The sequence below is a fragment of the Achromobacter pulmonis genome (assembly GCF_021733725.1).
GTDB lineage: Bacteria > Pseudomonadota > Gammaproteobacteria > Burkholderiales > Burkholderiaceae_B > Achromobacter > Achromobacter pulmonis.
Genome location: NZ_JAIFOT010000001.1, coordinates 2,005,639 through 2,031,039, shown reverse-complemented (window position 1 = coordinate 2,031,039; position 25,401 = coordinate 2,005,639). Strand labels below are relative to the sequence as shown.

Annotated in this window: 22 protein-coding genes; 11 read left to right on the top strand and 11 right to left on the bottom strand. The window is 62.6% G+C overall.

The window, feature by feature from the left end:
* The 11 genes from K2W61_RS09355 (at position 1) to K2W61_RS09305 (ending at position 13,061) form a co-directional block, all read left to right on the top strand.
* Entirely contained in the window at positions 1–1,125 is a 1,125-nt protein-coding gene (locus tag K2W61_RS09355) for a DegT/DnrJ/EryC1/StrS family aminotransferase (protein WP_236755486.1), read from the top strand.
* A 23-nt stretch (positions 1,126–1,148) separates the two neighbouring features.
* Complete coding sequence (locus K2W61_RS09350; RefSeq protein ID WP_236755485.1) at positions 1,149–2,111, top strand: Gfo/Idh/MocA family protein; 963 nt, start codon at positions 1,149–1,151, stop codon at positions 2,109–2,111.
* A 9-nt stretch (positions 2,112–2,120) separates the two neighbouring features.
* Complete coding sequence (locus K2W61_RS27790; protein ID WP_236755484.1) at positions 2,121–2,660, top strand: acyltransferase; 540 nt, start codon at positions 2,121–2,123, stop codon at positions 2,658–2,660.
* Positions 2,661–2,743: 83 nt separating this feature from the next.
* Positions 2,744–4,666: an asparagine synthase (glutamine-hydrolyzing) gene (gene asnB, locus K2W61_RS09340; RefSeq protein ID WP_272909283.1), complete on the top strand. Its 1,923-nt coding sequence runs from the start codon at positions 2,744–2,746 to the stop codon at positions 4,664–4,666.
* Positions 4,667–4,668: 2 nt separating this feature from the next.
* Entirely contained in the window at positions 4,669–5,907 is a 1,239-nt protein-coding gene (locus tag K2W61_RS09335; RefSeq protein WP_236755482.1) for a glycosyltransferase, read from the top strand.
* A complete protein-coding gene (locus tag K2W61_RS09330) occupies positions 5,904–7,160 on the top strand; it encodes a glycosyltransferase family 4 protein (protein ID WP_236755481.1) in 1,257 nt (418 codons plus the stop codon). The genes K2W61_RS09335 and K2W61_RS09330 overlap by 4 nt, the downstream gene beginning before the upstream one ends.
* Positions 7,157–8,164 (top strand): MraY family glycosyltransferase, encoded by a 1,008-nt coding sequence (locus K2W61_RS09325; protein ID WP_236755479.1) that lies wholly within the window; start codon positions 7,157–7,159, stop codon positions 8,162–8,164. The genes K2W61_RS09330 and K2W61_RS09325 overlap by 4 nt, the downstream gene beginning before the upstream one ends.
* A complete protein-coding gene (locus K2W61_RS09320; RefSeq protein WP_236755476.1) occupies positions 8,154–10,043 on the top strand; it encodes a polysaccharide biosynthesis protein in 1,890 nt (629 codons plus the stop codon). The genes K2W61_RS09325 and K2W61_RS09320 overlap by 11 nt, the downstream gene beginning before the upstream one ends.
* A gap of 87 nt (positions 10,044–10,130) precedes the next feature.
* Positions 10,131–10,700 carry an SRPBCC family protein gene (locus K2W61_RS09315; RefSeq protein ID WP_175133667.1) on the top strand — a complete coding sequence of 190 codons (570 nt, stop codon included), beginning with the start codon at positions 10,131–10,133 and terminating at the stop codon, positions 10,698–10,700.
* 95 nt (positions 10,701–10,795) lie between these two features.
* Positions 10,796–12,154, top strand: a complete 1,359-nt coding sequence (locus K2W61_RS09310) for an MFS transporter (RefSeq protein ID WP_175133757.1) — start codon at positions 10,796–10,798, stop codon at positions 12,152–12,154.
* 13 nt (positions 12,155–12,167) lie between these two features.
* Positions 12,168–13,061, top strand: a complete 894-nt coding sequence (locus tag K2W61_RS09305; RefSeq protein WP_236755474.1) for a DMT family transporter — start codon at positions 12,168–12,170, stop codon at positions 13,059–13,061.
* A gap of 33 nt (positions 13,062–13,094) precedes the next feature.
* Here K2W61_RS09305 and rfbC read toward each other — a convergent pair whose 3' ends face one another.
* The 11 genes from rfbC to K2W61_RS09250 all read right to left on the bottom strand — a co-directional run bounded on the left by rfbC (position 13,095) and on the right by K2W61_RS09250 (position 25,380).
* The gene (gene rfbC, locus K2W61_RS09300; RefSeq protein ID WP_175133665.1) at positions 13,095–13,649 is read right to left on the bottom strand and encodes a dTDP-4-dehydrorhamnose 3,5-epimerase; all 555 of its coding nucleotides are present in this window, start codon (positions 13,647–13,649) and stop codon (positions 13,095–13,097) included.
* Positions 13,649–14,542 (bottom strand): glucose-1-phosphate thymidylyltransferase RfbA, encoded by an 894-nt coding sequence (rfbA, locus tag K2W61_RS09295; RefSeq protein WP_236755472.1) that lies wholly within the window; start codon positions 14,540–14,542, stop codon positions 13,649–13,651. The genes rfbC and rfbA overlap by 1 nt, the downstream gene beginning before the upstream one ends.
* Positions 14,539–15,591, bottom strand: a complete 1,053-nt coding sequence (gene rfbB, locus K2W61_RS09290) for a dTDP-glucose 4,6-dehydratase (protein ID WP_175141038.1) — start codon at positions 15,589–15,591, stop codon at positions 14,539–14,541. Before rfbB ends, rfbA begins: the two co-directional genes overlap by 4 nt.
* A 63-nt stretch (positions 15,592–15,654) precedes the next feature.
* Positions 15,655–16,866: a cardiolipin synthase ClsB gene (clsB, locus tag K2W61_RS09285; protein ID WP_175141039.1), complete on the bottom strand. Its 1,212-nt coding sequence runs from the start codon at positions 16,864–16,866 to the stop codon at positions 15,655–15,657.
* Positions 16,863–17,729, bottom strand: a complete 867-nt coding sequence (locus K2W61_RS09280) for an endonuclease/exonuclease/phosphatase family protein (protein WP_236755470.1) — start codon at positions 17,727–17,729, stop codon at positions 16,863–16,865. The genes clsB and K2W61_RS09280 overlap by 4 nt, the downstream gene beginning before the upstream one ends.
* A 335-nt stretch (positions 17,730–18,064) precedes the next feature.
* Entirely contained in the window at positions 18,065–19,852 is a 1,788-nt protein-coding gene (gene aspS, locus K2W61_RS09275) for an aspartate--tRNA ligase (RefSeq protein ID WP_175133660.1), read from the bottom strand.
* A gap of 40 nt (positions 19,853–19,892) precedes the next feature.
* The gene (locus tag K2W61_RS09270; protein WP_175141078.1) at positions 19,893–20,558 is read right to left on the bottom strand and encodes a DUF502 domain-containing protein; all 666 of its coding nucleotides are present in this window, start codon (positions 20,556–20,558) and stop codon (positions 19,893–19,895) included.
* 17 nt (positions 20,559–20,575) lie between these two features.
* Positions 20,576–20,899, bottom strand: coding sequence for an FmdB family zinc ribbon protein (locus K2W61_RS09265; protein WP_175141040.1), 324 nt, complete (start codon positions 20,897–20,899; stop codon positions 20,576–20,578).
* 247 nt (positions 20,900–21,146) lie between these two features.
* Positions 21,147–22,430: a putative Na+/H+ antiporter gene (locus K2W61_RS09260; RefSeq protein ID WP_175133164.1), complete on the bottom strand. Its 1,284-nt coding sequence runs from the start codon at positions 22,428–22,430 to the stop codon at positions 21,147–21,149.
* A gap of 125 nt (positions 22,431–22,555) precedes the next feature.
* Positions 22,556–23,452 (bottom strand): DUF6999 family protein, encoded by an 897-nt coding sequence (locus K2W61_RS09255; RefSeq protein WP_175133165.1) that lies wholly within the window; start codon positions 23,450–23,452, stop codon positions 22,556–22,558.
* Positions 23,449–25,380, bottom strand: a complete 1,932-nt coding sequence (locus tag K2W61_RS09250; RefSeq protein WP_175133166.1) for an iron-containing redox enzyme family protein — start codon at positions 25,378–25,380, stop codon at positions 23,449–23,451. Before K2W61_RS09250 ends, K2W61_RS09255 begins: the two co-directional genes overlap by 4 nt.
* Positions 25,381–25,401 lie beyond the last annotated feature (21 nt).

Here is a 25,401-nt window from a genome sequence, read left to right as displayed (position 1 = left end):
ATGGCAGTCAGCTTTATAGACTTGCGCCGCTTCGAACCTGGCTTCCAAGAAGCATGGCAGAAACAAGTCGCCGAAATGTCGGCGCGTGCCGAGTTTATCGGCGGCCAAAGCGTCGCCCGCCTGGAACAACGGCTGCGTGAAGCCACGGGCGCCAAAGAGGTCGTGAGTTGCGCGAACGGCACCGACGCCATCCAACTGGCATTGCGTGCCGCCGGCGTGGGCAAAGGCGATATCGTCCTGGTGCCCGACCTGACCTTCTGGGCCACGTTCGAAGCTGTCGTGAATGTCAACGCCACGCCGTATACGGTCGATTGCAACAAGGCTGACCAGAGCATGGATGTCGACCTGGTCGCCGAACTGCTCGGTACGGTCAAGCCCAAGGCGGTGATCGTTGTTCATCTGTACGGTTGGGGAACCGCCCGCCTGCAGGAATTGCGCACGTTGTGCCGTAAGGCCGGTGTCGTGCTGATCGAAGATTCGGCTCAGGCCTTCGGCGTCAAAGTCGACGGCGTTTCCATCTTCCAAGGGGCCCAGATTGCCACCACTTCGTTCTACCCGGCCAAGGTACTCGGCGCGGCGGGCGACGGCGGTGCGGTTTTCTGCGAAGACAAGGAACTTGCCGATGCGGTACGTCGCCTGTCCAACCATGGACGCACCGCCCACTACGGACACGGCGATGTAGGCTGGAACTCCCGCCTGGACGCCCTGCAGGCAGCCTTCCTCAATCTGGGCCTCGATCACATCGAGGCGCGCCTGGCATCCCGGCGAGAGGCCGCGAACATCTACCGCGCTGAGCTCGGCAACAAGTTCCCCGGCTTCACGGTCGCCGACGCCCCCGCCGGCTACGAAGAGAATGGCTACTGCAACGTGTGCTTCGTGGACGACTTGGCGGTCAAGGCCCGCCTGGAAGCGGCATTGAAAGAACGCCAGATCGGCTTCGGCAATATCTATCCATCGCCATTGTCCAAGCAGCCTGGCGCTGCGCCCCATCTGAAGGGGAAAGCGGGTGGAGAAACGGCGGCGTGGCTTTGCAGCCATGTCATCAACCTGCCCCTGTTTCCCTACATGACGCAGGCCGAAATTGCCGAAGTCGTGGAAACCGTCCGTACCGTTCTGAGCGCCTGAACGCGGCGTCTTAGGAGCTTTACATGAAATATGCAATTATTGGTGTTGGCAACATGGGCAAGAACCACGCCCGCGCCGTGCACGAGCTCGAGATGACCGAACTGGTTGCGGTGGCTGACGCCTCTCCGCAAACTGTCAATACGATCGCCAAGCTCTATAACTGCCAAGCCTTCGATGACTACATCAAGATGCTTGACGAGTGCGAGATCGACGCCGTTTCGATTTGTGTCCCGACAACGCTGCATACGGCCGTCGCGATGGAGTGCCTGCGGCGTGGCAAGCATGTCCTGTTGGAAAAGCCCATTGCACCAACGGTCGAGGAAGGACTGCAGTTACAAGCTTTTGCCCGTCAGCAAGGTGTACAGCTGATGGTCGGCCATATCGAACGCTTCAACCCGGCGGTCGTCAAGGTCAAGGAATTGCTGAGCAACAACGAGATAGGTCGAGTCGTTTCCGTGATGGCGCGCCGCGTCGGTGTCTTCCCACCCCAAATCCGCGACGCAAATATCGCTGTGGACCTAGCGATCCACGATCTGGACATCGTCAGTTATCTGCTGGACGAGTTTCCCACCGAGGTTACTTCGGACAAGCGGCGCAACCACATTGAACTGCGCGAAGACTCGGTAGAGTTCTTCCTGCGCTACCCGTCGGCGGCCGCATACGTGCAAGCCAACTGGATCACCCCCGTCAAGATCCGCAAACTCAACATTACCGGCACCGACGGCTATCTGGAGATGGACTACATCAACCAGAAGATTCAGTTCTACAAGAGCAACTACGAGAAATACCGCGACGAACCTGGTCACGTCAGCGGTTATTCCGACTATGTGTTGAAGTATATGGAGCCTGATCTCGTCGAGATTCAGGTGGCCAAGCGTGAACCATTGAAAGAACAGATTTCGTACTTCGTCCGCGCTGTTTCAAAGGGCGATGAAATCGACAACTCTTTCGCCATCCAGGCGCTTCGCATCGCGCTACAAGCTTAGGAACACACCGTGACCAACGAGAATAAATTCTTCGTACACGCCACCGCCGAGGTTTCTCCCAAAGCGCAAATCGGCGACGGCACCAAGATCTGGAACTACGCGCAGGTGCGTGAAGGCGTCAAGCTCGGGAGCGAGTGCATCATCGGCAAGAACGCGTATATCGACTTCGATGTACGCATTGGCTCGCGCTGCAAAATCCAAAACAACTGTTCCATTTATCATGGCGCCGAACTCGAAGATGGCGTCTTCGTCGGACCACATGTCATCTTGACCAATGACAAGCAGCCTCGGGCCATTTCGGCCGATGGTTCGCTGAAGGGCAATTCAGACTGGGTGGTCGGCCCGATCCGCATATGCTACGGCGCGGCGTTGGGCGCGGGTTCGATTATTCTTCCCAATGTCACGGTGGGACGGTTTGCATTGGTTGGCGCAGGCTCGGTCGTCACCCGCGATGTCCCCGACTACGCGCTTGTTGCGGGCAATCCGGCCAAAATCATTGGGTGGGTCGACGAACAGGGTAACCGGGTGGAGCACCCGCCGAGCCCCTAGCCCGGCAGCAGCACTCGCCTCCCTGATGATAAATTTTGTGGCCGCTCCTCTGGGAACGGCCCTTTTGCTTAAGCAAGAAAGCCATGTGCGGAATTATCGGAATTCTCTCGACAAGCAAGGGACGGGCAGCTTGGCCCCCCATGGACAAGCTGCTAAATACGATCCGTCATCGTGGTCCGGATGGCAATGGCACGGAGATAGAAGAGCGTGCAGATAGCTTTCTGAGCCTCGGCCACGCACGCCTGGCCATCATTGATCCGGAACACGGTCGTCAGCCCATGACCACTGCCGATGGTAGCCTGACCATCATCTTCAACGGTGAGATCTACAACTACCTTGAATTGCGTCGGGAGTTGATTTCCAAGGGCCATCCGATACGCTCGTATTCTGATACGGAGGTATTGCTGTATGCCTACAGAGAGTGGGGCGAGGGCTGCCTGGACCGCTTGTTGGGGATGTTTGCGTTCGCCATCTGGGACCGCAAGAACCGCCGTATCTTTTGCGCCCGTGATCGGGTTGGCATCAAGCCGTTCTACTATTTCTTCGATGGGTCGAGTTTCGTATTCGCCTCAGAAATCAAGGCGATCCTGGCTTCGGGCGCGGTTCAGGCAAAATCCGACTCCGCCGGTCTTCAAGACTACCTCACTTTTCAATTTTGCCTCGGTGAGAAAACGCTCTTCAGTCAGATTCAGAAATTGAAGCCGGGCTGGAAGCTGACAGTCTCGTTCGACTGCGACCACCTGAAGCTTGACCAGCAGGAATATTGGGACGTCAATTTCGACATCGATCATTCGCACGATGAACGCTGGTTCGTTGACCACTTGGCCGGTCTCATTGAAGACGCCACTCGGATGCACCTGCGTTCCGACGTTCCATTGGGTGCGCACCTGTCCGGCGGACTCGACTCAAGCACGGTGGTGTGCTTATCCTCGAGCCTGCTCAGCGGCGAACGACTAAAAACGTTCACGGGTGCCTTTCCCGAAGGCCCCCAGTATGACGAAACTGGCTATGCCAAACTGGTGGCGCAGGCTGCGGGAGCCGATTACCATGAAGTCTTCATCCAGGGTAAAGAACTTCCAGACGTTCTGCCCCGCCTGATGTACTACATGGATGAACCATTGGCCGGACCCGGCGTGATACCCCAGTACTACGTTTCGCAGTTGGCCGCCAAGCATGTGAAAGTCGTGCTCGGTGGCCAGGGCGGAGACGAACTCTTCATAGGGTACGCGCGCTACCTCGTTGCCTACCTGGAACAGTGCTTGTCCGGCGCCATCTATGAAACCGCGCACAATCAGCAGTATGCCGTTTCGCTCGAGTCCATCGTGCCGAACCTACCGTTGCTGCAGACGTACCGGCCAATGCTGCAAGGCCTGTGGCGCGATGGCCTGTTTGATTCCGCCGACAAGCGCTATTTCAAGCTACTCGATCGTAGCGAAGGCATGACGCAGCTGTTCAATCCGGAGATCGCACGCGGCGGCTATTCCCCGTTTGAGTCGATGCAGGAAATCTTCAACCGCAAGGACCTGCACTCGCTAATCAACCAGATGACGTATTTCGACTTGAAGGGGTCGCTGCCCGCCTTGCTCCACGTCGAAGACCGTACCAGCATGTCCGCCTCGCTGGAATCGCGAGTGCCATTGTTGGATCACCGCATCGTAGAGTTCATGGCCAGGATTCCGCCGAACATCAAGTTCGCTGGCGGACGGATGAAGCACCTGTTCAAGGAGGCCGTGCGCAACACCGTGCCGCAGCCGATCTTCGACCGCAAGGACAAGATGGGCTTCCCCACGCCTTTGGCCCAATGGACTAAAGGCGTCGCACGCGATTTCGTCCGCGACATTCTGCTTTCCAGGAACGCCCGTGAACGCGGCCTGTATGACGTATCGCAACTGGAGCGAGTGTTGGACAATGAGCGGGAGTTCGGCCGGGTCGTATGGGGATTGCTATGCCTGGAACTGTGGCACCGCATCTTCGTCGATGGCGACATGCAACCGGTCGGAGCCTGACAATGAGGGTACCGTCTCCGTCCGTGGTAATGCTCACGGCGGACCGACAAATAGACCGGCGCATCCTCCAGCAAGCACAAAGCCTGAGAAGCCATGGCTGGCAGGTGACGTTGATCGCCATGCCGTTGGACGACTCCAACCGTGCGCAAGAGGGCTCGGAGGTCGTTCGCGTGGGTGCGAGCCAGGACTCGCCCGCCCCACGGCGCGAGAACTTCATTCTCTCCGTGTACCGTGTTTTGCGAGGCCTGGTGCCTATGAATGGCCGCACAATGCGATTGGCTAAACGGTTAGCGTGGCGCTATTTCGTGGACCAAGAGCAATTCTATCAACGGCTGTATGGCGAGGCCGCCCTGCGGTTCACACCCACGGTGTTCGTCGCGCACGACCTTCCTATGCTGGCGGTCGCAAGACAAGCCGCGCAGGCCTGTGGTGCGCGACTTGTCTACGATAGCCACGAGCTCTACGCCGAGCAGGAATTCTCGCCATTTGAACGCAACAAATGGCGCGACATCGAGAGCAAGCACATCAGAGCCTGCGACGCGGTGATCACGGTCAATCCTTCCATTGCGCGTGAACTCGAGCAACGCTATCGGCTCACCGCCCCCGTCAACGTCATCTACAACGCCGCACCGCTGGAAACCCAAACGGAGAGCAGCCGCATTTTCCATGAGATGCTGCACCTGCCGCCGACCGCGCGCGTCCTGCTCATGCAAGGGGGACTCTCCGCAGGCCGCAATATCGAGACGTTGGTTCAGGCCATGAGCCGGGTACGGAACCAGGATGTGCATCTGGTACTGCTGGGCGACGGGCAGCTCAAACAGCAGATGACGCAGTTGGCAAGCCAGCTGAAGATTTCCCGTCGCGTGCATTTCCTCTCCGCCGTGCCACAGGAAGCATTGCCCAGCTACACCGCTGGCGCCGATGCGGGAAGCATCCCCTATCTGGCAACCTGTCTGAACAACCGATACTGCACGCCGAACAAGCTGTTCGAGTATGTCGCGGCCCAACTGCCAATCCTTGCGAGCGACCTGCCTGAGATAGCACGAATCGTGCGCCAATTCGATCTGGGCTTGACGGTGGATTTCAATGGCGCCGAGTCGGTGGCAAAAGGTATTGAAATGTTCTTTTCGGATCCGGATCGTCTTGACCAGTGGCGTCACAACGCCGCCGTGGCTCGCTCACAACTCTGCTGGGAAGAAGAGGAAGAGAAGCTCATCTCCATTTTTGAGGCGTTCCGGTGAAAGTCACGATCGCATATCAGTACTATCAAGGGCACGATGCGCCCGGCCATTCGCTGGTCTACGAATTGACGCAGCACCTAGCCCTGCGGCACGACGTGTCCGTCGTATCGGGCGAAGCCGGCTATATGGATCGCAAACTAGCTGCCCTGCCCTGGTATAAGCGGCTGATACGCAAAGAACAGGACGGTAGCGTCAACGTACTACGAACCTACACCTACGTAGAAAAAAAGCGCAACACACTAGGGCGGATTCTGAACTTCATTTCGTTCGCCATATCCTGCCCGCTGGGTCTGCTGTTCATCCGCAAACCCGACATCCTGCTGGCGTCATCGCCTCCCATCATGCCGATGTACACAGCAGCTTTGGTGTGCAAACTACGCCACATTCCTTTCGTGATCGAAGTGCGCGATCTCTGGCCCTCTTCGGCCGTAGAAATGGGTATTTTGCGAAACAAAAAACTCATTGCGGTCATGTCCTACATGGAACGATTTCTCTATAACCACTCAAAAACCATCGTAACCTTGACCGCCGGCATCAAAAGTGACATCGTCACCCGCGGCTGGTCTCCGGACAAGATTGAAGTTGTCACTTGTGGTGTGGATTTCGATCGCCTTTTCCCAGATGACGAAAGCGCCCAATCAATCAGGGACAAGCACGACTGGAACGGCAAGACGGTCGCTCTGTATTTTGGTGCATTGGGTATCGCCAATAATATTTCCGTTATTTTGCAGGCGGCCGACCATCTGCGCGCTCGCTCGGATATTCTTTTTGTCCTAATGGGCGATGGTGCCAAGAAAAGCGAAATACTCACGAGTATCGCGTCGGGTAGCCTGCCCAACGTACAAGTTCTGGACCCGGTGGCAAAGGACCAGGCCCGGAAATACCTGAGCGCAGCAGATATCGGACTGGCCACGCTGTTGGACATCCCCTTGTTCCATGGGGCCATACCCACCAAGCTGCTGGACTATATGGCTTGCGCCAAACCCGTCCTTTGCGGTATACGCGGCGAAGCCGAGCAGATTCTGTCCGAATCAGGAGCGGGGACCTGCTTTGAGCCCAACGATGGTCAGGCATTGGCACGGCTCGTCGAACAAATGGCCCAAAATCCGCAGACACGTACCCGCATGGGCACTGCCGGTTTGCAGTATGTGCGCCAGCACTTCTCCGCTGCAGCCGCACGGCAGAAGATGGAACAAATCCTTCTGAAGGCCTCCGGCCATCAGAACGCGATCTCTTCAGGGGATCAACCTTGATTCTTTTGCTGGTACTGTTGGCGGGCGCGATCGCGTACTCGGTCGCGTACGCACTGATCAGACACGCGGCCTGGCTACGCCTGCTGGATGTCCCCAACAGGAGGTCCTCTCACAGCACAGCCACGCCCCGCGGGGGTGGCATGGGCATCTTTGCCGCCGGCACCTCGGTTGGCATGTACCTGGTGTACCAATACTCCCTCCCGCTGGGATGGCAGGTATTAGTGTTGTCTACGGTGATCGCGGCGACCGGCTTTCTCGACGACCTGTATTCACTCTCCGCACGCGCCCGGTTCGCAATACAAACGCTTTGTTGCGCATTACTGCTGGTTGCCGCCCTGACCAACCAAACGTGGCCGACCCACTTCATGATCGGGCTGCAGCTCGGTTTGGTACTCGTATTGGGGGTATGGTGGATCAACCTGTTCAACTTCATGGACGGAATCGACGGCATTGCCGCAACGCAAGCGATATTCATGCTCGGAGCCGCGGCGCTTATTGCATCAGCATCCACGCCGAACTCCCAGTCTGAGCCTGTATGGCTGTGGATGGTCGCCACACTGGCAGGCGTCATGGGATTTCTACTGCTAAATTGGCCGCCAGCCCGAATCTTCATGGGAGATGTGGGGAGCACCTATCTGGCGTTCATGATCTTCTCATTCGCCATCATCTCGATCAGCGATAACTGGCTGCACTGGTCAACTTGGGTGATACTGGGCGCGGCGTTTGCCGTAGATGCCACGATCACCCTGCTGACCAGAATGTTGCGCGGCGAGAAATGGCATCAAGCCCATCGAAGCCACGCATACCAGCGCCTGGCACGTCGCTGGGCAAGCCACCGCTCGGTAGTCGCACTACTTATCGCATTCAACATTCTATGGGTACTGCCCTTGGCATTTTCAACCATGTACTGGGACCAGTTCCAGTATGCAGCCATCATGCTCGCCTACGCCCCACCGGTGGCAGGTGTATTGCTGGCGGGCGGAGGACAATCTGATGTTACCTGAGTACATCGGGCGCCATGTTGTCCATTTGAGCCGCCCTCTCAAGCAAACGCTCATGGTCTTGGGCGATATCGTGCTGCTCACTTTTTGTGTCTGGGCATCTTATGCCCTGCGCTTCGGGGAATGGTTTGTGCCCAATCGCGAGCAGACTTTTCTCATGTTGATCGCCCCCCTGATAGCCCTACCGATTTTCCTGAAGGCTGGACTGTACCGTTCAGTCATCCGGTACATGGGTGAACACGCGTTGTGGTCCATCATCAAGGGAATGACGCTGGCCGCCTTGATTTGGGCCGTACTGGCATTCATGACTCAAATGACCGGAGCCAGCGGCGTCCCCCGGGCGGTTCCCCTTCTTTATTGGCTGCTAGGGGTGGTATTCGTCGGCGGAGCACGCTTCACCGCGCGCTGGATGCTGTGGCTACCGGTTCGAGAGCGGTTTGCAGGCAGGCAGGTGCTGATCTATGGTGCCGGAGATGCGGGCCGTCAATTGGCCGCGACGCTCAGACAAGGGCGGGGATTTTTCCCTGCCGGCTTTCTTGACGACAATGGCGCACTGCAAGGCAAGGACGTGGGAGGCTTGCGTGTCTATGCGCCGTCTCAATTGCCTTACCTGACTGAACAGTTCGATATCCACGATGTGATCGTCACATTGCCCAGAGTCTCCCATGTCCGGCGTAAGGAAATCCTCGCCTACCTGGAACAGTTCCCCGTCCGCGTTCGCGTCCTGCCTGCCCTGTCAGACATTGCGAATGGGCGCCATTTGGTCAATATGCTGCGAGAAGTCGACATTGGCGATTTGCTAGGGCGAGATGCCGTTGTCGCGGACCCCGCGCTGCTGAACAAGTGCATACGCGACAAGGTAGTACTGATTACGGGGGCCGGTGGTTCCATTGGCTCCGAGCTATGTCGGCAAGTTGCTGCGCTGCGACCCAAACAACTTCTGATGTTGGATGCGAATGAGTTTGCGCTCTATCAGATTGATCGCATCATCCGGTCGATAGCCGACTTCGAGGTCCATGCCTACCTTGGATCTGTCGAGGATTATGCGACGATGAAAAGCCTGCTTGCGCGACATGGCGTACAAACTATATATCATGCCGCCGCCCATAAGCACGTGCCCCTGGTCGAATCCAATGTCGTGGAAGGCGCCCGCAACAATACGATGGGCACGTACTCGCTCGCAAAAGCGGCGTTCACAGCAGGTGTAGAGACATTTCTGCTAATCTCGACCGACAAGGCCGTACGTCCGACCAATGTCATGGGTGCGACCAAGCGCTGGGCCGAATTGATCGTCCAGGATTTTGCCTCCCGCGCTTCGCGGGCAGGAACTCGCCAGCATTTTTCGGCTGTGCGATTCGGCAATGTGCTGGGGTCCAGCGGATCGGTTATTCCTCTTTTCAAGGAACAGATCGCTCAAGGTGGCCCTGTAACAGTCACGCACGCCGAAGTTACCCGCTATTTCATGTCCATCCACGAAGCAGTGGAACTCGTCATCCAGGCAAGCAGCATGGCAACTGGCGGGGAAGTGTTCCTTCTGGATATGGGAGAACCAGTCAAGATCCTGGATCTTGCTCACAAGATGATCCGTATGGCGGGCCAGACTGAACGCTCGCCCGCAACGCCCGATGGCGACATCGAGATCGTCGTGACGGGCCTGCGACCTGGCGAAAAGCTATACGAAGAATTGCTGATTTCGGATCAGAACGCGCGTCCCACGCCCCATCCGAAGATCAAGATGGCCAGCGAGCATGCCTTGGAATCGGCCTCACTGGAGGAGTATTTACAGCGCCTGTCGGAGCTGATCCGAGACCAGGACTCCCAACAGATACGGCATTTGCTGATGTCGGTCGCAATCAATCCACCAACCTCTTGCGCAAACTGAAATTGTAAAATTCGGTAGTAGCCAATTGCCCGCGAAAGGATCAGAATAAGCGCAAGAGTTCCACGAAGAGTCTTCTCGGAGACAACCATGCGCATTGCAGATGCCCAGTGGATTCCTTCAACCCAGCACCAGACGTGGGATGCGTTGACCGATCCCGCCGTACTGCAGCGGTGTATTCCCGGTTGCGTCGAAGTCGTCCAGCGCAGCCCCACCGAGTATGCCGTCACCCTGCGGGCCAAGATCGCCGGTCTGGACACCGACTACGAAGGCGAGATCCTGCTCTCGGATGTCGATCCCCCCAACAGCTGCACCCTGGTGTTCGAGGGTAAGGGGCGCGCCGCCTGCCTGGCCATCGGCACCGCCCAGGTCAATTTGTCGACAAAAGACGAAGGCACCCGGCTTGCCTACACGGTCGCCGGCATGACCGGAGGCAAGCTGGCCGAGTGCGGCGAAGGGTTGGTGCTCAAGGCCGGGGAGAAGATCATCGACAAGTTCTTCACTGCCTTCATCGACTACATGGCCGCCCAGCCGCGGCTGGCGCCCCCCCCGCCGCCGCCGGAACCCGAACCCCGGGGGTTGGCGAACTCCCGCTGGTCGTGGGCGCTGGTGGTACTGGTGATCGCCGTGTTCTGGAGCTACCACGCCTTCTATAAGTAAAAACCCGTGGGGCCGGTGATATCCTTGACGGCATGACCGCCCCGTCTCTGCCATCGCCCCCACCAGAACCCGCCCATTCCCGCCACGACCTGCTGATGGGCATGGCCGGGGTGGCTGCCACCGTGGTGCTGGCGGCCTTTGATTCCACCATCATCAGTACCACGCTGCCACGGGTGGCGGAGGCCCTGAACGGCATGGCGCTGTATGCCTGGGTGGGAACGGGCTACCTGCTGGCCACCGCCGCGTCGATCATGATCTTCGGACGACTGGGCGACATGTTCGGCCGCAAGCCCCTGATGCTGGTGTCGGTCTTGATCATCGCGCTGGGCTCCATCGCCTGTGGCTTGTCGCAAACCATGGGCCAGCTGATCCTCTTTCGCACCCTGCAGGGCATCGGCGGCGGCATGATGATCGCCACCGCCTTCGCGGCGCCGGCAGATTTGTTCCCGGATGCCAAGCAACGGGTGAAATGGATGGCGCTGGTGTCGGCAGCTTTCGCCATGGCCAGCGGTATCGGCCCCGTGCTGGGCGGCGCGGCCACCCAGGCCCTGGGCTGGCGCGCCGCCTTTTTCATCTCCCCGATCGCCGCGGCGGTGGCCTTGTTCCTGCTGGCCAGATACTTCCCACGCATCCGGCCAGTCCACACCAGCGAACGGCGTATCGACTGGGTTGGCGCCGTCCTGCTGGTGGTGGCCGTAGGCGCGCCCTTGGCGGCGCTGGAATTGGGCTTTGCCGAAGGCGAGCATGCCCACCCCACCATGGGCCTGGTGCTAGCGGTGGCCGGCATTGCCGCCATCGCCCTGCTGATTCCTATCGAACGCCGGGTCGCCTCACCGATCTTTCCGCTACGCGTCCTGGCCAGCCGCGAACCACAGTTGCTGAACCTGGCTGCAATGACCGTCGGCGCAGTGATGTTCGTGCTGATCTTCTACAGCCCCCTGCTGCTGCAGCAGGTGCTGGGCTACACCCCGAGCGAGGCCGGCCTGCTGCTGACCCCGCTGGTGGCCGCGATCTCGGTGGGCAGCATCATCAATGGCCGCCTGTTTCCCCGGCAGACGGAACCGCAGCGCCTGATGGTGTTCGGCGCCGGCATGCTGGCCGTGGGCACGCTGATGGTGTTGCTGATTTCACCGGGCACCTCGGCCTGGTGGATCCTGGCCGCGTTCTTCGTCAACGGCTGTGCCCTGGGCTTCCTGCTGCCCAACCTGACGCTGTTCATGCAGATGCTGAGCGAACGCCGCGATGTGGGCGTGGCCTCTGCCCTGGTGCAGACCACCCGCGCCATCGGCAGCGCACTGGGCACCGCAGTGGTGGGCATCCTGATTTCGCACAGCACGATACTAAACGGAGTGCGCACCGGCCTGGTCGTGTGTATCGTGCTGTGCCTGATCTGCGCAGTGCTTGCGCATCGGGTCAAGATGAAAAACCTGGCCACCACGCGGGCTCAATCCTGATTCACTACCGATCATGCGCCGCCGCGACCTGCTGGACCTTCTGCTCCTGGCCTCCGTCTGGGGCGGCTCTTTCCTGTTCATGCGCTTGGCCGTGGGCGAGTTCGGACCAGTCGCGCTGATCGAACTGCGCGTTGGCCTGGCTGCTCTGTTTCTGCTGCCGGCCGCCCTGTGGCGCGGAAAGCTGCCCATCATCGCCAGACATTGGAGGGCCATACTGGTGGTGGGCGTTTTCAACGCCGCGCTGCCATTCCTCTTGTACGCCTACGCCGCCCAATCGCTCGGCGCGGGGTTTCTTTCCGTGGCCAACGCGGTCACGCCAGTGTGGGGCGCGGTGGTCGGCTGGCTGTGGCTGAAGGATCGGCTGCCCTGGTCGCGCTCACTGGGCCTGGCGATCGGCCTGCTGGGCATCGTCGTGCTGGTCTGGGACAAGCTCGATTTCCAGGCTGGCGGCACCGGCCCCGCCGTGCTGGCGGCGGTGTCGGCCCCGATTTTCTACGGCATTGCAGCCAACTGGACCAAGCGTTTCCTGACGGGCGTGGACGCTCTGTCCAACGCCACCGGCAGCATGCTTGCCGCTTCCCTGGTGCTGCTGCCGCTGGCGTTGGCGACCTGGCCCGAAGCGCCGATATCGGCCGGGGCCTGGGGCGCCACCGTCCTGCTGGCCGTTGTCTGCACCGGGGCGGCGTACATCATCTTCTTCCGGCTGATCGCCAATGTCGGGCCGACCGGCGCGGTCAGCGTTACCTTCCTGGTGCCGGTGTTCGGCGTGGTCTGGGGTGCCTGGTTCCTGGACGAGGCCATCACCGCGTCCATCCTGGTTGGCGCCGGCATCATCCTGGTGGGCACGGCGCTGGCGCTCGGCCTGGTTGGCGGCAAGGCCCGCGCCATGGCCGGCCAGGGCCGATGACCGCCAGCGCGCCGGATCTTTCCGGACCGTAACCTAGGCGATCCGGACGCCGGCTGTTCGCGCCAGGGGCAAACCCCGCTGGTCGTTGGCCGACAACAGCGGAGCGGCGGCAGCCAGGGGCCAGGCCACTCCCAGGTCGGGGTCGTTCCACAGAAGGCATTGCTGGTGCGCCGGCTGGTAGTACGCCGTCGCCTTGTACGACACCACGGCACGCTCGGACAGCGCCAGAAAGCCATGCGCGAAGCCTTCCGGAATCCAGAGTTGCAGCCGGTTGTCGCCGGACAGGCGCTGGGCGACCCATTGTCCGAACGTCGGCGAGCCCTGGCGCACATCTACCGCGACGTCGTAGATCTCTCCCTCGGTCACGCGCAACAACTTGCCCTGGGGATCCACAGTCTGATAGTGCAAGCCACGCAACACGTGGCGGTGCGACTCCGATTGGTTGTCCTGCACGAAACGCAATTGCCGTCCCACCGCGGCATCCAGCTCCGCTTGCCGATAGGTCTCGAAGAAGCAGCCGCGCGCGTCCCGGTGCACCTCGGGTTGGATCAGCAGGACGTCAGGCAGGGCCAGGGGAGTGATGATCATCAGAACGGCAGCCGCTTGAGCAAGCTCATCAAATAATCGCCATAGCCGCTTTTCTGCAGCGGGCGGGCCAGCGCTTCCAGTTGCGCGGCATCGATCCATTGCTTGCGGAAGGCGATCTCTTCGGGACAGGCCACTTTCAGGCCCTGTCGGCGTTCCAGCGTGGCGATGAACTGACTGGCCTCGAGCAGGCTGTCATGGGTGCCGGTATCGAGCCAGGCGTGACCCCGTCCCATGATCTCGACATGCAGCCGGCCCTGATCGAGATACGCCTGGTTCAGGTCGGTGATTTCCAGCTCGTTGCGAGCCGATGGCCGAATGCCGCGCGCCAGCTCCACCACCTGGTTGTCGTAGAAGTAGAGGCCGGTCACGGCATAGCTGGACTGTGGCACCGCCGGCTTCTCTTCGATGCGCAATGCCTGGCCGCGGCCGTCGAAATGCACCACGCCATAGCGCTGCGGGTCCTGCACATGATAGGCGAACACGGTGGCGCCTTGCCGGCGCGCGTCGGCCTGCGCCAGCAATTGCGGCAGATCATGGCCATAGAAGAGGTTATCACCCAGCACCAGGGCGCAAGGCGCGCCGCCGATGAAATCGGCGCCGATCAGGAAGGCCTGCGCCAAGCCGTCCGGCGACGGCTGCACCGCATAGCGCAGGTTCAGGCCCCAACGGCTGCCGTCTCCCAGCAAATGGGCAAAGCGCGGCGCATCGTCCGGCGTGGCGATCACCAGGATGTCGCGTATGCCCGCCAGCATCAAGGTGCTGAGCGGGTAGTAAATCATCGGCTTGTCGTACACCGGCATCAGCTGCTTGCTGATGGCCAGCGTCGCCGGATGCAGCCGCGTTCCGGAGCCGCCGGCGAGGATGATGCCTTTGCGCGGCGCTGATGCCTTCATGGCAGCAAACCTCCGCACCGATGGGCCCGTGCCTCGATCTCGGCCACCCATTGGGGATTGTCCAGATACCAATGCAGGGTTTTCTCGAGCCCTGATTGGAACGTTTCGACGGGCCGCCAGCCCAGTTCGCGCTGGACGCGCGAGGTATCGATAGCGTAGCGGCGGTCGTGCCCGGCGCGGTCCGCCACTCTCGTGATCTGCACCTTGTACGACGCGCCATCGGCACGCGGACGCACCTGGTCCAGCAACGCACAGACCGCCAGCACCACCTCGAGGTTGGTGCGCTCGTTGCCCCCCCCCAGGTTGTAGGTCTCGCCCGGGCGTCCCTGCGCCAGCACCTGGCATAGTCCACGACAATGATCCGCCACATAGAGCCAGTCGCGCACATGCAGGCCATCGCCATATACCGGCAGAGGTTTGCCAGCCAACGCATTGCGTAGCACCAGGGGGATCAATTTTTCCGGAAACTGCCGCGGCCCGAAATTGTTGGAACAATGCGTCGTCAGCACCGGCAGGCCGTGGGTCTTGCCGCAGGCCCGCACCAGATGATCGCTGGCCGCCTTGCTGGCGGAATAAGGGTTGTTAGGCTGAAAGGGACTGGATTCGGTGAAGGCAGGGGCATCGGGCGACAACGAGCCGTAGACCTCGTCGGTAGAAACATGCAGGAAGCGAAAGTCGTCGCGCGCCGGACCGGCCAGGCCCGCCCAATACGCGCGCGCCGCCTCCAGCAGACCATGGGTGCCGCAGATGTTGCTCTGGATGAAGTCCCCGGATCCGGCAATGGAACGATCCACATGTGACTCCGCCGCGAAATGCAGGATCGCGCGGGGCTGGTGCGTTCGCAGCAGGCGTGTCACCAACGCGATGTCGCCGACATCGCCCACCACGAATGCATGGCGCGCGTCGTCTTTCAACCCATCCAGACTGTGCCGGTTGCCGGCATAGGTCAGCTTGTCCAGGTTGACCACGGGCTCATCGCTTTGTGCCAGCCAATCCAGCACAAAGTTGGAACCGATGAATCCGGCGCCGCCGGTGACGAGAATGCTCATTGCCTAGTGCCCGAATGAAGGCGCTGCCTTCCAGCCCAGCAGTTTACCGCCGTGGCCGCCGCTTCAATACTTATCCGACGTCCCCGTCAACGCCACCCCGATCCGCAGCAACGTATACGACACCGCATCCACCCACCGCCGCACCCACCCGCGCCGCTGATACTCCAGCGGCCGGATGAAACGCCCGCCTTGCTGGATGGCCGCCTCCAGCCGCTCCTGCAGGTCCCAGGCGAACGGCTGGTCATCGATCACCACGTTGGCCTCGCGCGCCAGCAGCAGGCTGAAGGGATCCAGGTTGGACGAACCGACCGTGGCCACATTGTCGATCACCGCCACTTTGGCATGCAGGTAGCTCGGCATGTATTCGTAGATCTCGATGCCGTCACGCAGCAGTTGGTCGTAGAGCGAGCGCGTGGCGTGGTACTGCATGCGGTATTCGACCTTGCCCTGCAGCAGCAGCCGCACCCGCACGCCGCGCGCGGCGGCCTTGGCCAGGGCGCGTCGGAACTGGCGTCCGGGGAAGAAATAGGCGTTGGCGATGAGGATGTCGCGCCGCGCCTGGCTGATGCCGTAGAGATAGGCGCGCTCGAAGGTCTGGCGAAAACGCAGGTTGTCGCGCAGCACCAGCGCGGCGCGCAAGTTGCCACAGGGCGCCACGGGCGCGTGGCTGGGCTTGGTCAGCCGCATGCGGCTCCAGTCGCGCGGATGGCGCCGCAGGCGCGCCCAGTTCAGGCGCACCCAGAGCAGGTCCTGGGCGTAGGCCGCCTCGGTCACCAGCGGGCCGCGCACCTGCACCGCGAAATCGAAGCGCGGCGCCGAAATGCCATCGGTGGGATCGAGGTCATCGTAGTCGTCGATGATGTTGATGCCGCCGATGAAGGCGACGTTGCCATCGACGATGGTGACCTTGCGGTGCAGGCGCCGCAGGCGGCTGCGCGACGGAATGAACCGGGCGAACCAGCGCGGCTCCGGACGGAACACACGGCACTGCGCCCCCGCGGCGATCAGCCGTTCGCGCAAGCTATCCGCGCTCTCGGCCGCGCCGAAGCCGTCTAGCACCACGCGGACTTTGACGCCACGGACGGCCGCCGCCATCAGGCAATCCAGCACCTTCAAGCCGGTGCGATCCAACATGAAGATGTAGGTTTCCAGATGCACGCTGGACTGCGCCGCGTCGATCGCCTGGCACAGCGCCGGGAAAAAGTCGGTGCCGTTCTGCAGCAGCCGGATATCGTTGCCGTCGGTCCACTCCAGCCTGACCTGCTCAGCCTTCACGGAAGTTCCAGCTCGGCCAGCAAGGGGGAATGATCGGACAGCCGCGCCCACTCGCGGCCGCGCAGCACGCGCGCGCTGCGCACGGCGAAGCCGCGCTGGTAGATGCGGTCCAGGCGGAACCAGGGGAAGACGGCGGGGAATGTGCGCGGCGGCGGCAGCAACAGGCGCGAGCTGCCCTCCATGCCCAGCTGGTTGGTGCGTTCGAGCACCGACACGCCGCTGCTGGGCAGGCCGCGCAAGGCGTTGCTCAGGCGCTTGACCGAATCGCGCAGGCGCGGCAATTCGCCGCCATGGCTGCGCGGCGCGTGCGAGAACACTTCGTACAGGCCGAGCTGCTGCACGAACAGCGGCGCAAGCCGGTCGCCCCAATCGTTGAAATCGCCTGCGATCAGGATCGGCTCGCCGTCCGGCACCATGCGCCGGATGCGCTCGGTCAGCGCCAGGATCTGGCGGCTGCGGCTGCCGGCGAACAGGCCCAGGTGCACCACGAAGCAATGCACGGCGCGGCCATCGAGCTCGATGCGCGCGTGCAGCAGCCCGCGCTGTTCGAGGCGGTGGTCGGAGATGTCCTGGTTCTCGTGTTCGAGGATGGGAAAGCGCGACAGCAGGGCGTTGCCGTGGTCGGTCTCGTGGCGGATGGCGTTGCGGCCATAGGCCACGTCCAGCTTGAGCGCGGCGGCCAGCGATTCGTGCTGGGCATCGAGCAGCGATTTCTGCTCGTTGCGGCCCTGTACTTCCTGCAGGAAGACCAGGTCGGGGCGCAGCCCGTACAGGCCCAGGCGCAGTTCGTTCAGGGAGTCGCGGCGGCCTAGTGCCGAGCGGCCCTTGTGGATGTTGTAGCTGACGACACGAATGAGCGACATGGAGGAGATGGCGCCTTCTCAAGACAGTGAGACCGCCGGCCGTGGTTCGCAAAAGCGGAATTGCGGCAAGCACCGCCAACGCAGGCGGCGTTTTTCAGATTACTCCAATTCCGTGCAACCTACCCACCTCGGAGACACCCTGAAACGGTATCGGCCAGGCCAGCTCATGCCAGCGCGACACATCCGGAAATGGCCTCACAAAGCCAGCGGCGAAGCAGAAATCCAGGCCACGAGCCCGAGACACCGCTCCAAGCCGGGCCACCGGGATCCGGCTTTGCCGGTCCCGCGCGGCGCCCCCCTTGAGGGGGGAGCGCCGCAGGCGCCCGGAGATGGGTTTACTTCACTTCGGTGTTGCGCAGGCGGATGTGCAGTTCGCGCAGTTGCTTCTCGTCGACCTCGGACGGCGCTTGCGTCAGCAGACACTGAGCGCGCTGGGTCTTCGGGAAGGCGATCACGTCGCGGATCGATTCAGCGCCGGTCATCATCGTGACGATGCGGTCCAGGCCGAAGGCGATGCCGCCATGCGGCGGCGCGCCGTATTGCAGCGCATCGAGCAGGAAACCGAACTTCTCGCGGGCTTCCTCGGCGCCGATCTTGAGCGCGCGGAACACCTTGCTCTGCACTTCCTCGCGGTGGATACGAACCGAGCCGCCGCCGATTTCCCAACCGTTGAGCACCATGTCATAGGCCTTGGCGAACGCCTTGCTGGGATCGGATTCCAGGAAGTCCTCGTGGCCATCCTTCGGGCTGGTGAAGGGGTGGTGGGCAGCGGTGTAGCGGCCATCTTCCTCGTCGTATTCGAACATCGGGAAGTCCACCACCCACAGCGGCATCCAGCCCGAAGAGGACAGGCCGGCCTTCTTGCCGAACTCGCTGTGGCCGATCTTTACACGCAGCGCGCCGATGGCGTCGTTGACGATCTTCTCGCGGTCGGCGCCGAAGAAGATGATGTCGCCGTCCTGCGCGCCGGTGCGCTTGACCAGTTCGGCCAGGGCGGCGTCATGCAGGTTCTTGACGATGGGCGATTGCAGGCCGTCGCGGCCCTTGGCCACTTCGTTGACCTTGATGTAGGCCAGGCCCTTGGCGCCGTAGATGCCGACGAACTGGGTGTAGGCGTCGATCTCGCTGCGCGACAGCTCGGCGCCGCCGGGCACGCGCAGCGCGACCACGCGGCTGCCAGGCGCCGTGGCGGCGGCGGCGAACACCTTGAAGTCCACATCGCGCATGACGTCGGTCATGTCGGTGAATTCCAGGTTCACGCGCAGGTCCGGCTTGTCCGACCCATAGCGGCGCATGGCTTCCGTCCAGGTCATGATCGGGAACGGCGTCGGCAGGTCGACGTCCTGCACCACCTTGAACACGTGGCGGATCATGTTCTCGAAGATTTCACGGATCTCGAACTCGTCCAGGAACGAGGTTTCGCAGTCGATCTGGGTGAATTCGGGTTGGCGATCGGCGCGCAGGTCTTCGTCGCGGAAGCACTTGGTGATCTGGTAGTAGCGGTCGAAACCGGACACCATCAGCATCTGCTTGAACAGCTGCGGCGATTGCGGCAGCGCGAAGAAGTGGCCGGCGTTCACACGCGAGGGCACCAGATAGTCGCGCGCCCCTTCCGGCGTGCTCTTGGTCAGCATCGGGGTTTCGATGTCGATGAAGCCCAATTGGTCCAGGAACTTGCGCACTTCGATGGACACGCGGTAGCGCAGCATCAGGTTGCGCTGCATCTGCGGACGGCGCAGGTCCAGCACGCGGTGCGTCAGGCGGGTGGTTTCCGACAGATTGTCGTCGTCCAGCTGGAACGGCGGCGTGACCGATGCGTTCAGGATCTCGACTTCCTTGCACAGCACTTCGACTTCGCCCGAGGCCAGCTCGGTGTTGGCCGTGCCCGCCGGACGCTCGCGCACCAGGCCGGTGACGCGGATGCAGAATTCGTTGCGCAGGCGCTCGGCGGTGGCGAAGGCGGCGTTATCCGGATCGAACACGATCTGCGCCAGGCCCGCGCGGTCGCGCAAGTCGATGAAGATGACCCCGCCGTGGTCGCGGCGGCGGTTCACCCAGCCATACAGGGTGACGGTCTGGCCGAGATGGTCGCGGCAAACCTGGCCGGTGTAGCAGGTACGCATCGGGATAACTCCGTTGTGTGCTTGGTAGTAGCGTAAAAGGTTACAGGTCGACGCCGGGCGCGCGCGGCGCGTCCGAGGCCGGAGGGAGCGGCGCCGGCCGGCCCCCTGGCGCGGAGGCCGGGGCCGGGGCGACGACGCCCATGGAAACGATGTACTTCAGGGCCGCGTCCACGCTCATCTGCAGGTCCACCGTGTCGGCACGGGGCACCATCAGGAAAAAGCCGGACGTGGGATTCGGCGTGGTTGGCACATACACGCTGATGTGGTCGCCGGGCAGCCGGTCGGCCACTTCACCGCTGGGCGTGCCGGTGACGAACGCGATGGTCCAGCTGCCAGCGCGCGGATACTGCAGCAGCACCGCGCGGCGAAACGCCTGGCCGTTGGGTGCCAGCACCGTGTCGCTGACCTGCTTGACCGAGTTGTAGATCGAACGCACCAACGGGATGCGGCCCAGCAGGTTTTCCCACTGGTCCACCATGGTACGGCCGATCAGGTTGGCCGCGAATATGCCCGTCAACAGCACCACCACGATGACCAGGACGACGCGGAAGCCGGGAATGTCGACGCCGAACAGCGACTCGGACGACAGAAAGCCAGGCACGAACCCTTCTAGGGTCGCGACCAGCAGCCCCAGCACCCACACCGTGATGACCAGGGGAACCCAGATCAACAGGCCGGTGATGAAGTACTTCTTGATGACGCGCATACGCATCGGGCGTGTACTCAGGAAGCGGTCGATCCCGCGGCGGGCGATCCCGCGGCGGGCGCGGGCGCAGGCGCGGCCGCCGCGCTGGCGGCCGGCGCGGCGCCTGCAGCAGGGGTCGACGCGGCGCCGGCGCCAGCGGCCGGCTGGCCGCCACCGCCGTTGCCACGAAAATCGGTGACGTACCAGCCCGAGCCCTTGAGCTGGAAGCCAGCCGCGGTCACTTGCTTGGAAAACGTGTTCTGGCCGCATTCGGGGCAAACCGAAAGCGGCGCGTCGGAAATCTTCTGCAGGACGTCTTTGGCATGGCCGCAGGCGCTGCACTTGTATGCGTAGATGGGCATCGAGGGCTCCCAGGCGCGGGCCCGAGGTATCAATGACCGTCGGCCGGACGTAGCGCAAAGCCAGAGGCGCGAGGGACCCTCCAAGGGAAGGTCCCGGGGCCGGGACTGGCTCCGGTCCGGATGACGGGCGGGCAGGGCCGGAAAAATACGGGAAAGTCTTGAATTTTAGCGGTTTTTCGTGAAGAGCCGGCGACACCCCCAAGGCGGGCAGCCCAAGCGGCCCGCCGGGCGCATGCGCCCCCTCCCGTCAGAGGGGTAGCAGGAACATCAGGGCGGCAACCAAGGTCGGTGCCAGAGCGGACAAAAACAGCCGTCCGGACGAAATGCTGCCGTCCGGAAAGTGGTTTTTCAGGATGGCGAAGCCCGCCGGATTGGGCGCGTTGGCGATCACCGTCAAGCCGCCCCCCGTTACCGCGCCGGCCACCAGCATGTAGCGCCAGGCCTCGCTGGTCCCCTCCACCAGCGAACCGAGGTAGGTCAGCGCGGCGTTGTCGGTAATCGCCGTCAGGGCGGTCGCGCCCCAGAACAGCACGAACGGCTCGAGCCCGCCCAACAGGTCCTGCAGCCACCATTTCTGCAGGCCGCCCAGCACCACCAGGCCCGCCAGGAAGAACCCGACCATCAGCCCCTCTTTGATCAGCAGGCGGTTCTGATGGCGCTTGTAGGCCTCGGCGAAGCCGATGAACATCATCAGCAGGCCCAGGAAGATCGCCGGATGATGCGCGGTCAGCACCACCGCCACCAGAAACACCAAGTGGACCAGCATCACCCATGCGGGCACCGGCGGGCGCTTGTCCTTGCCCTCGGGCGCGTCCACGCCGCCGCCGGTGCCGACGGAACGCTCCAGCAGCGCCTTGCGGCACACGAAGGTCAGCAGGGCCGCGTTCAGGCATACCGCGATCGCGGCGCGCCAACCGAAATGCTGCACCATGAAGGTCGAATCCCAGCCGAAGGTGGAGGCCACCATCAATACCGGCGGCGCGGCGTACGAGCTCAGCACGCCGCCAATCGAGACGTTGACGAACAGCACGCCGAGGGTCAGGTACTTGAAGCCGGCGCGGCCGCTGCTGCGGAAATAGGCATCGCGCAGCAGGATCGCCGCCAGTGTCATGGCCGCCGGCTCGGTGATGAACGAGCCGCCCAGCGGCACCAGCGACATCACCACGAAGAATGTCGCCAATTCGCGCGGCAGGGGCAAGGCGCGCGCCGTCGCGCGCACCAGCAACCCAACCAGTTCCAGGACCGGCCGGCTGGCCGCCACCACCATGATGGTGAACACGAACAGCGGCTCGGTGAAGTTGCGCGTGTCCATGTAGCCAATGGCCGAAGCAGGCCCGGACAACGCCGCCATCGCCACGATCAGGGCGAACGCCCACACGCCGAACACCGCCTCGACCTCGGCGAGCAGGTGCCAGAAGCCGGCATGGGGCCCGCCACGATGAGCCAGGCGGGCGAAGGCGGGAACGGAAAAGGTATGCAGCACCGCCACGCCGAACAGGACGGTGGCGATGATTTCTATGGGCTGGGGCATCGAAAGCGCTTCCGGAATGAGGATCCGGGCCGCGCGCGCGGCCCGGAATCGTCGGACAAGGGTCGCACTATAGCGTAGCGGGCCTGGCCCGCCCTACAGGGACAACACCAGGATCGGCCCGTTTTTCAGGCGATCGGCGCGGGCGGCTCGGCCCCTTCCTGCGCGGCCCGCATCTCCATCAGCAGGCTGTGCAGCATCTCGGTCGACAGGCCATGCAGCACCAGCCGGTAGCCGGCGCGCAACGTCGACATCGGCACCAGCGGATGGCTGTTGTTCACCAGGATTAGATGCTGCGGCGCGCCCAGCAGCTTGGCCGCGTAGATGCCGATGGTCTCGTCCAGCTGCAGCGAATTGGCCGCGCGCCAGAAGTCGTTGTCGGTCAGCATCAGCTGGTAGAGCGGCGTGAACAGTTCGATGGCGCTTTGCAGGTCGAGGAAATTCAGCTTGCCCTGCGGCATGTCCTCGAGTTTGAGATCCGGGTCGCGGATCATCGAGAAATCGACACGCTCGGGCGCGTGCATCTCCACGCCCGCATCGCGCAGCGCCTGGTTCAGGCGGATGACGAAGTTGAACAGGTTCAGGTCGTGCTTGACGAACAGCTCGTCCTTGAGGTCGTCGATCTCCATCGGTTCGAGCGGCGTGGTGCTGATGCGCACCGGCGAATTGGCCGCGATGAACGCCAGGATCTGCGCGCCCAGGTGGAAATGCCGCAGGATCAGCCAGTTGGCCTCGGGCGAAACGAAGCGCTTCAAGCCCCATGCCAGGATGCGGTGCAGCAGCCGCGAATGCGACCAGCGCCGCGGCAGGAAGGTCTTGATGATCTGGATCAGGATGATGCAGGCGCGCGCCAGCGGCCGCAGGAACGGCAGCAGGTACTGGCGCGAGCCGCAGCTCGAATCGGTCAGCCAGGCCTTCTTGACCTTGTCAGGCAGCGGAGTGCTGCGGTCCAGGTATAACGCCAGCCAGGGGCTGGGGTCGGCGGGATCATGCCCCTGGGCAAGGAATTCCGGTTCCTTGTTCATGCGGCGTCGTCCTCCATCACATGATGAAACTGCATCAGGTACAGCGCGGCCGTGCGGCGCGCCGTGTCGACAATGCGCTGCTCGGCGCGGCCGTCCTCGTCACAGTCCAGCGCCAGCTCCACCGCGCTGAGCCAGCGCGCCAGGTGGTTCTCGTCGTTGTGGCCATGGTATTCCAGGAAGCGGAACGCATCCGGCGGCAGTTTCAGGCTGGCCTTGAGCAGCGGCAACAAGGCCGGCACGATGCGCTGGCCGGTGCCCTCGATGATGTAGATGGCGCCCAAGAGACCGATCGGGTCGCGCGTGGCGGCCAGGCTGTGCAGATACGCGTTGAGCGCCTCGCCGCCCGGATTGCGGCGCAACGCGTCGATGTCGTCGATGGCGCCGCCGGCAGTGCGATAGTCCTGGAACAGGATCTGGAAGTCGTTCTGTTCCTCGCCCGCGTGCAGGTCGATCAGCGCGGCCAGCGGCTGGTATTGCTCGGTCAGCGAGGCCGCGCCTTCGCGCATCCACTTGCTGCCCTCGCGCACCTGCGGAATCCAGTTCTCCATCCAGTTCAGGTAGTCGGCGGTCTCGAAGCGGCGATTGCGCAGGCGCCGCACTACCGGCGTGCGCCAGACGCGCGAGCGGTAGTCGTGCCAGATCGCCGCCAGTTCGGTCAGCAGTTGGCCCAGGCCCTGCGGCGCCATATCCGGATCGTGCGGCGGCGCGATGGCGTCGGCATCGGCGCTGTGGGCATCCCCGCGTCCGGCCGCGGCCGGCGTGGCGCCGACGGCCACCGACGGCGCGGCGTCATGCGCGGCCTCGGCCTCCAGCAGCATATAGGCCGCCATGAACCGGCCCGACTCGGGGATGTAGCAGAAGATCTGTTCGCCCGGCTTGATCTCGCGCGTTTCCAGGAACTCGGCCAGCATGATCAGGATCGACGCCGCGCCGGTGTTGCCGCGCCAGGCCAGGTTGCTGAACCAGCGCTCGCGCGGGATCACCAGGCCCGCCTTGTCCATCAGATCCTCGACCACCGGAATGAATTTCTCGGACGAGTAATGGCACAGGAAATGGTCCACCTGATCGGGATCGAGCCAGCCATCGCGCACCAGCTTGGCATACTCGTGGATGCCAATGTCGAACAAGTGCGGCAGCAGGCGGATGTCCTGGCGCAGCGACAGCGCGCCGTCGGCCTCGGCCTCGTTCCACGACGGATAGTCCAGGTGCCCCTGCTGGCGGTCGGCCGACAGGCCCAGCTGCATGCAGACCGGGTAGTCACCCGAAAACGAACGCTGATGCACCCACTTCAACCGCAACCGCACGCCCTGTGATGCGCCCGGCAGCGGCCGGCCGCCGCGCCCCAGCAGCAGTGCGCCGGCGCCGTCCGACAGCATCCAGCGCAGGAAATGCGCGTCGAAGTCGGCGTCGTAGCCGCGCGCGGCAAAGCGCGAGCGCTTGAACAGGCGTGAAGGCAGCTCGGCCGCCACCGCCAGCGCGCTGGCATGGCCGCCCATCTCGACGCCCTGCGCCGCCACCTGGATGGCCGACACGCCCGCCGCGCAGATGCCATGCACCGACAGCGTCTCCATCGGATGCGCGGCCAGTTCGCCCTGGATCATGTTGGCGAAACCCGGCATCAGCGCATCGCCGCCGGACGAGCCGCTGGTCAGCAGCGACACGTCCGCCAGGTCGCCGTCATTGCGCCGCAGGCAGTCGCGGATGGCGTTGGCGGCCAACTGCGCATTGGTGAAAACGGTGCTGCCCTCGGCGTCGATCGCGTAGTAGCGCTGCTTGATGCCGTTCTCGGCCAGGATGCGGCTCTTGATGCGGCTGGACATGCGGTTCAGCGGCGCGATGTAGCTGTCCATGGCCTCGTTGGACACGGGTTCGCCCGGCATGAAGTAGCCGGCGCTTTCCAGATAGACTCGATTGAACGCGATAGGCATAGCGGGTCTCTAGTGGCGAAA

Bases quoted from the DNA above. Each gene is read 5' to 3' on its own strand.
- K2W61_RS09355 (WP_236755486.1), top strand. From the start codon at position 1: ATGGCAGTCAGCTTTATAGACTTGCGCCGCTTCGAACCTGGCTTCCAA.
- K2W61_RS09350 (WP_236755485.1), top strand. From the start codon at position 1,149: ATGAAATATGCAATTATTGGTGTTGGCAACATGGGCAAGAACCACGCC.
- asnB (WP_272909283.1), top strand. From the start codon at position 2,744: ATGTGCGGAATTATCGGAATTCTCTCGACAAGCAAGGGACGGGCAGCT.
- K2W61_RS09335 (WP_236755482.1), top strand. From the start codon at position 4,669: ATGAGGGTACCGTCTCCGTCCGTGGTAATGCTCACGGCGGACCGACAA.
- K2W61_RS09320 (WP_236755476.1), top strand. From the start codon at position 8,154: ATGTTACCTGAGTACATCGGGCGCCATGTTGTCCATTTGAGCCGCCCT.
- K2W61_RS09315 (WP_175133667.1), top strand. From the start codon at position 10,131: ATGCGCATTGCAGATGCCCAGTGGATTCCTTCAACCCAGCACCAGACG.
- K2W61_RS09310 (WP_175133757.1), top strand. From the start codon at position 10,796: ATGGGCATGGCCGGGGTGGCTGCCACCGTGGTGCTGGCGGCCTTTGAT.
- K2W61_RS09305 (WP_236755474.1), top strand. From the start codon at position 12,168: ATGCGCCGCCGCGACCTGCTGGACCTTCTGCTCCTGGCCTCCGTCTGG.
- rfbC (WP_175133665.1), bottom strand. From the start codon at position 13,649: ATGATCATCACTCCCCTGGCCCTGCCTGACGTCCTGCTGATCCAACCC.
- rfbA (WP_236755472.1), bottom strand. From the start codon at position 14,542: ATGAAGGCATCAGCGCCGCGCAAAGGCATCATCCTCGCCGGCGGCTCC.
- rfbB (WP_175141038.1), bottom strand. From the start codon at position 15,591: ATGAGCATTCTCGTCACCGGCGGCGCCGGATTCATCGGTTCCAACTTT.
- K2W61_RS09280 (WP_236755470.1), bottom strand. From the start codon at position 17,729: ATGTCGCTCATTCGTGTCGTCAGCTACAACATCCACAAGGGCCGCTCG.
- aspS (WP_175133660.1), bottom strand. From the start codon at position 19,852: ATGCGTACCTGCTACACCGGCCAGGTTTGCCGCGACCATCTCGGCCAG.
- K2W61_RS09270 (WP_175141078.1), bottom strand. From the start codon at position 20,558: ATGCGCGTCATCAAGAAGTACTTCATCACCGGCCTGTTGATCTGGGTT.
- K2W61_RS09265 (WP_175141040.1), bottom strand. From the start codon at position 20,899: ATGCCCATCTACGCATACAAGTGCAGCGCCTGCGGCCATGCCAAAGAC.
- K2W61_RS09260 (WP_175133164.1), bottom strand. From the start codon at position 22,430: ATGCCCCAGCCCATAGAAATCATCGCCACCGTCCTGTTCGGCGTGGCG.
- K2W61_RS09255 (WP_175133165.1), bottom strand. From the start codon at position 23,452: ATGAACAAGGAACCGGAATTCCTTGCCCAGGGGCATGATCCCGCCGAC.
- K2W61_RS09250 (WP_175133166.1), bottom strand. From the start codon at position 25,380: ATGCCTATCGCGTTCAATCGAGTCTATCTGGAAAGCGCCGGCTACTTC.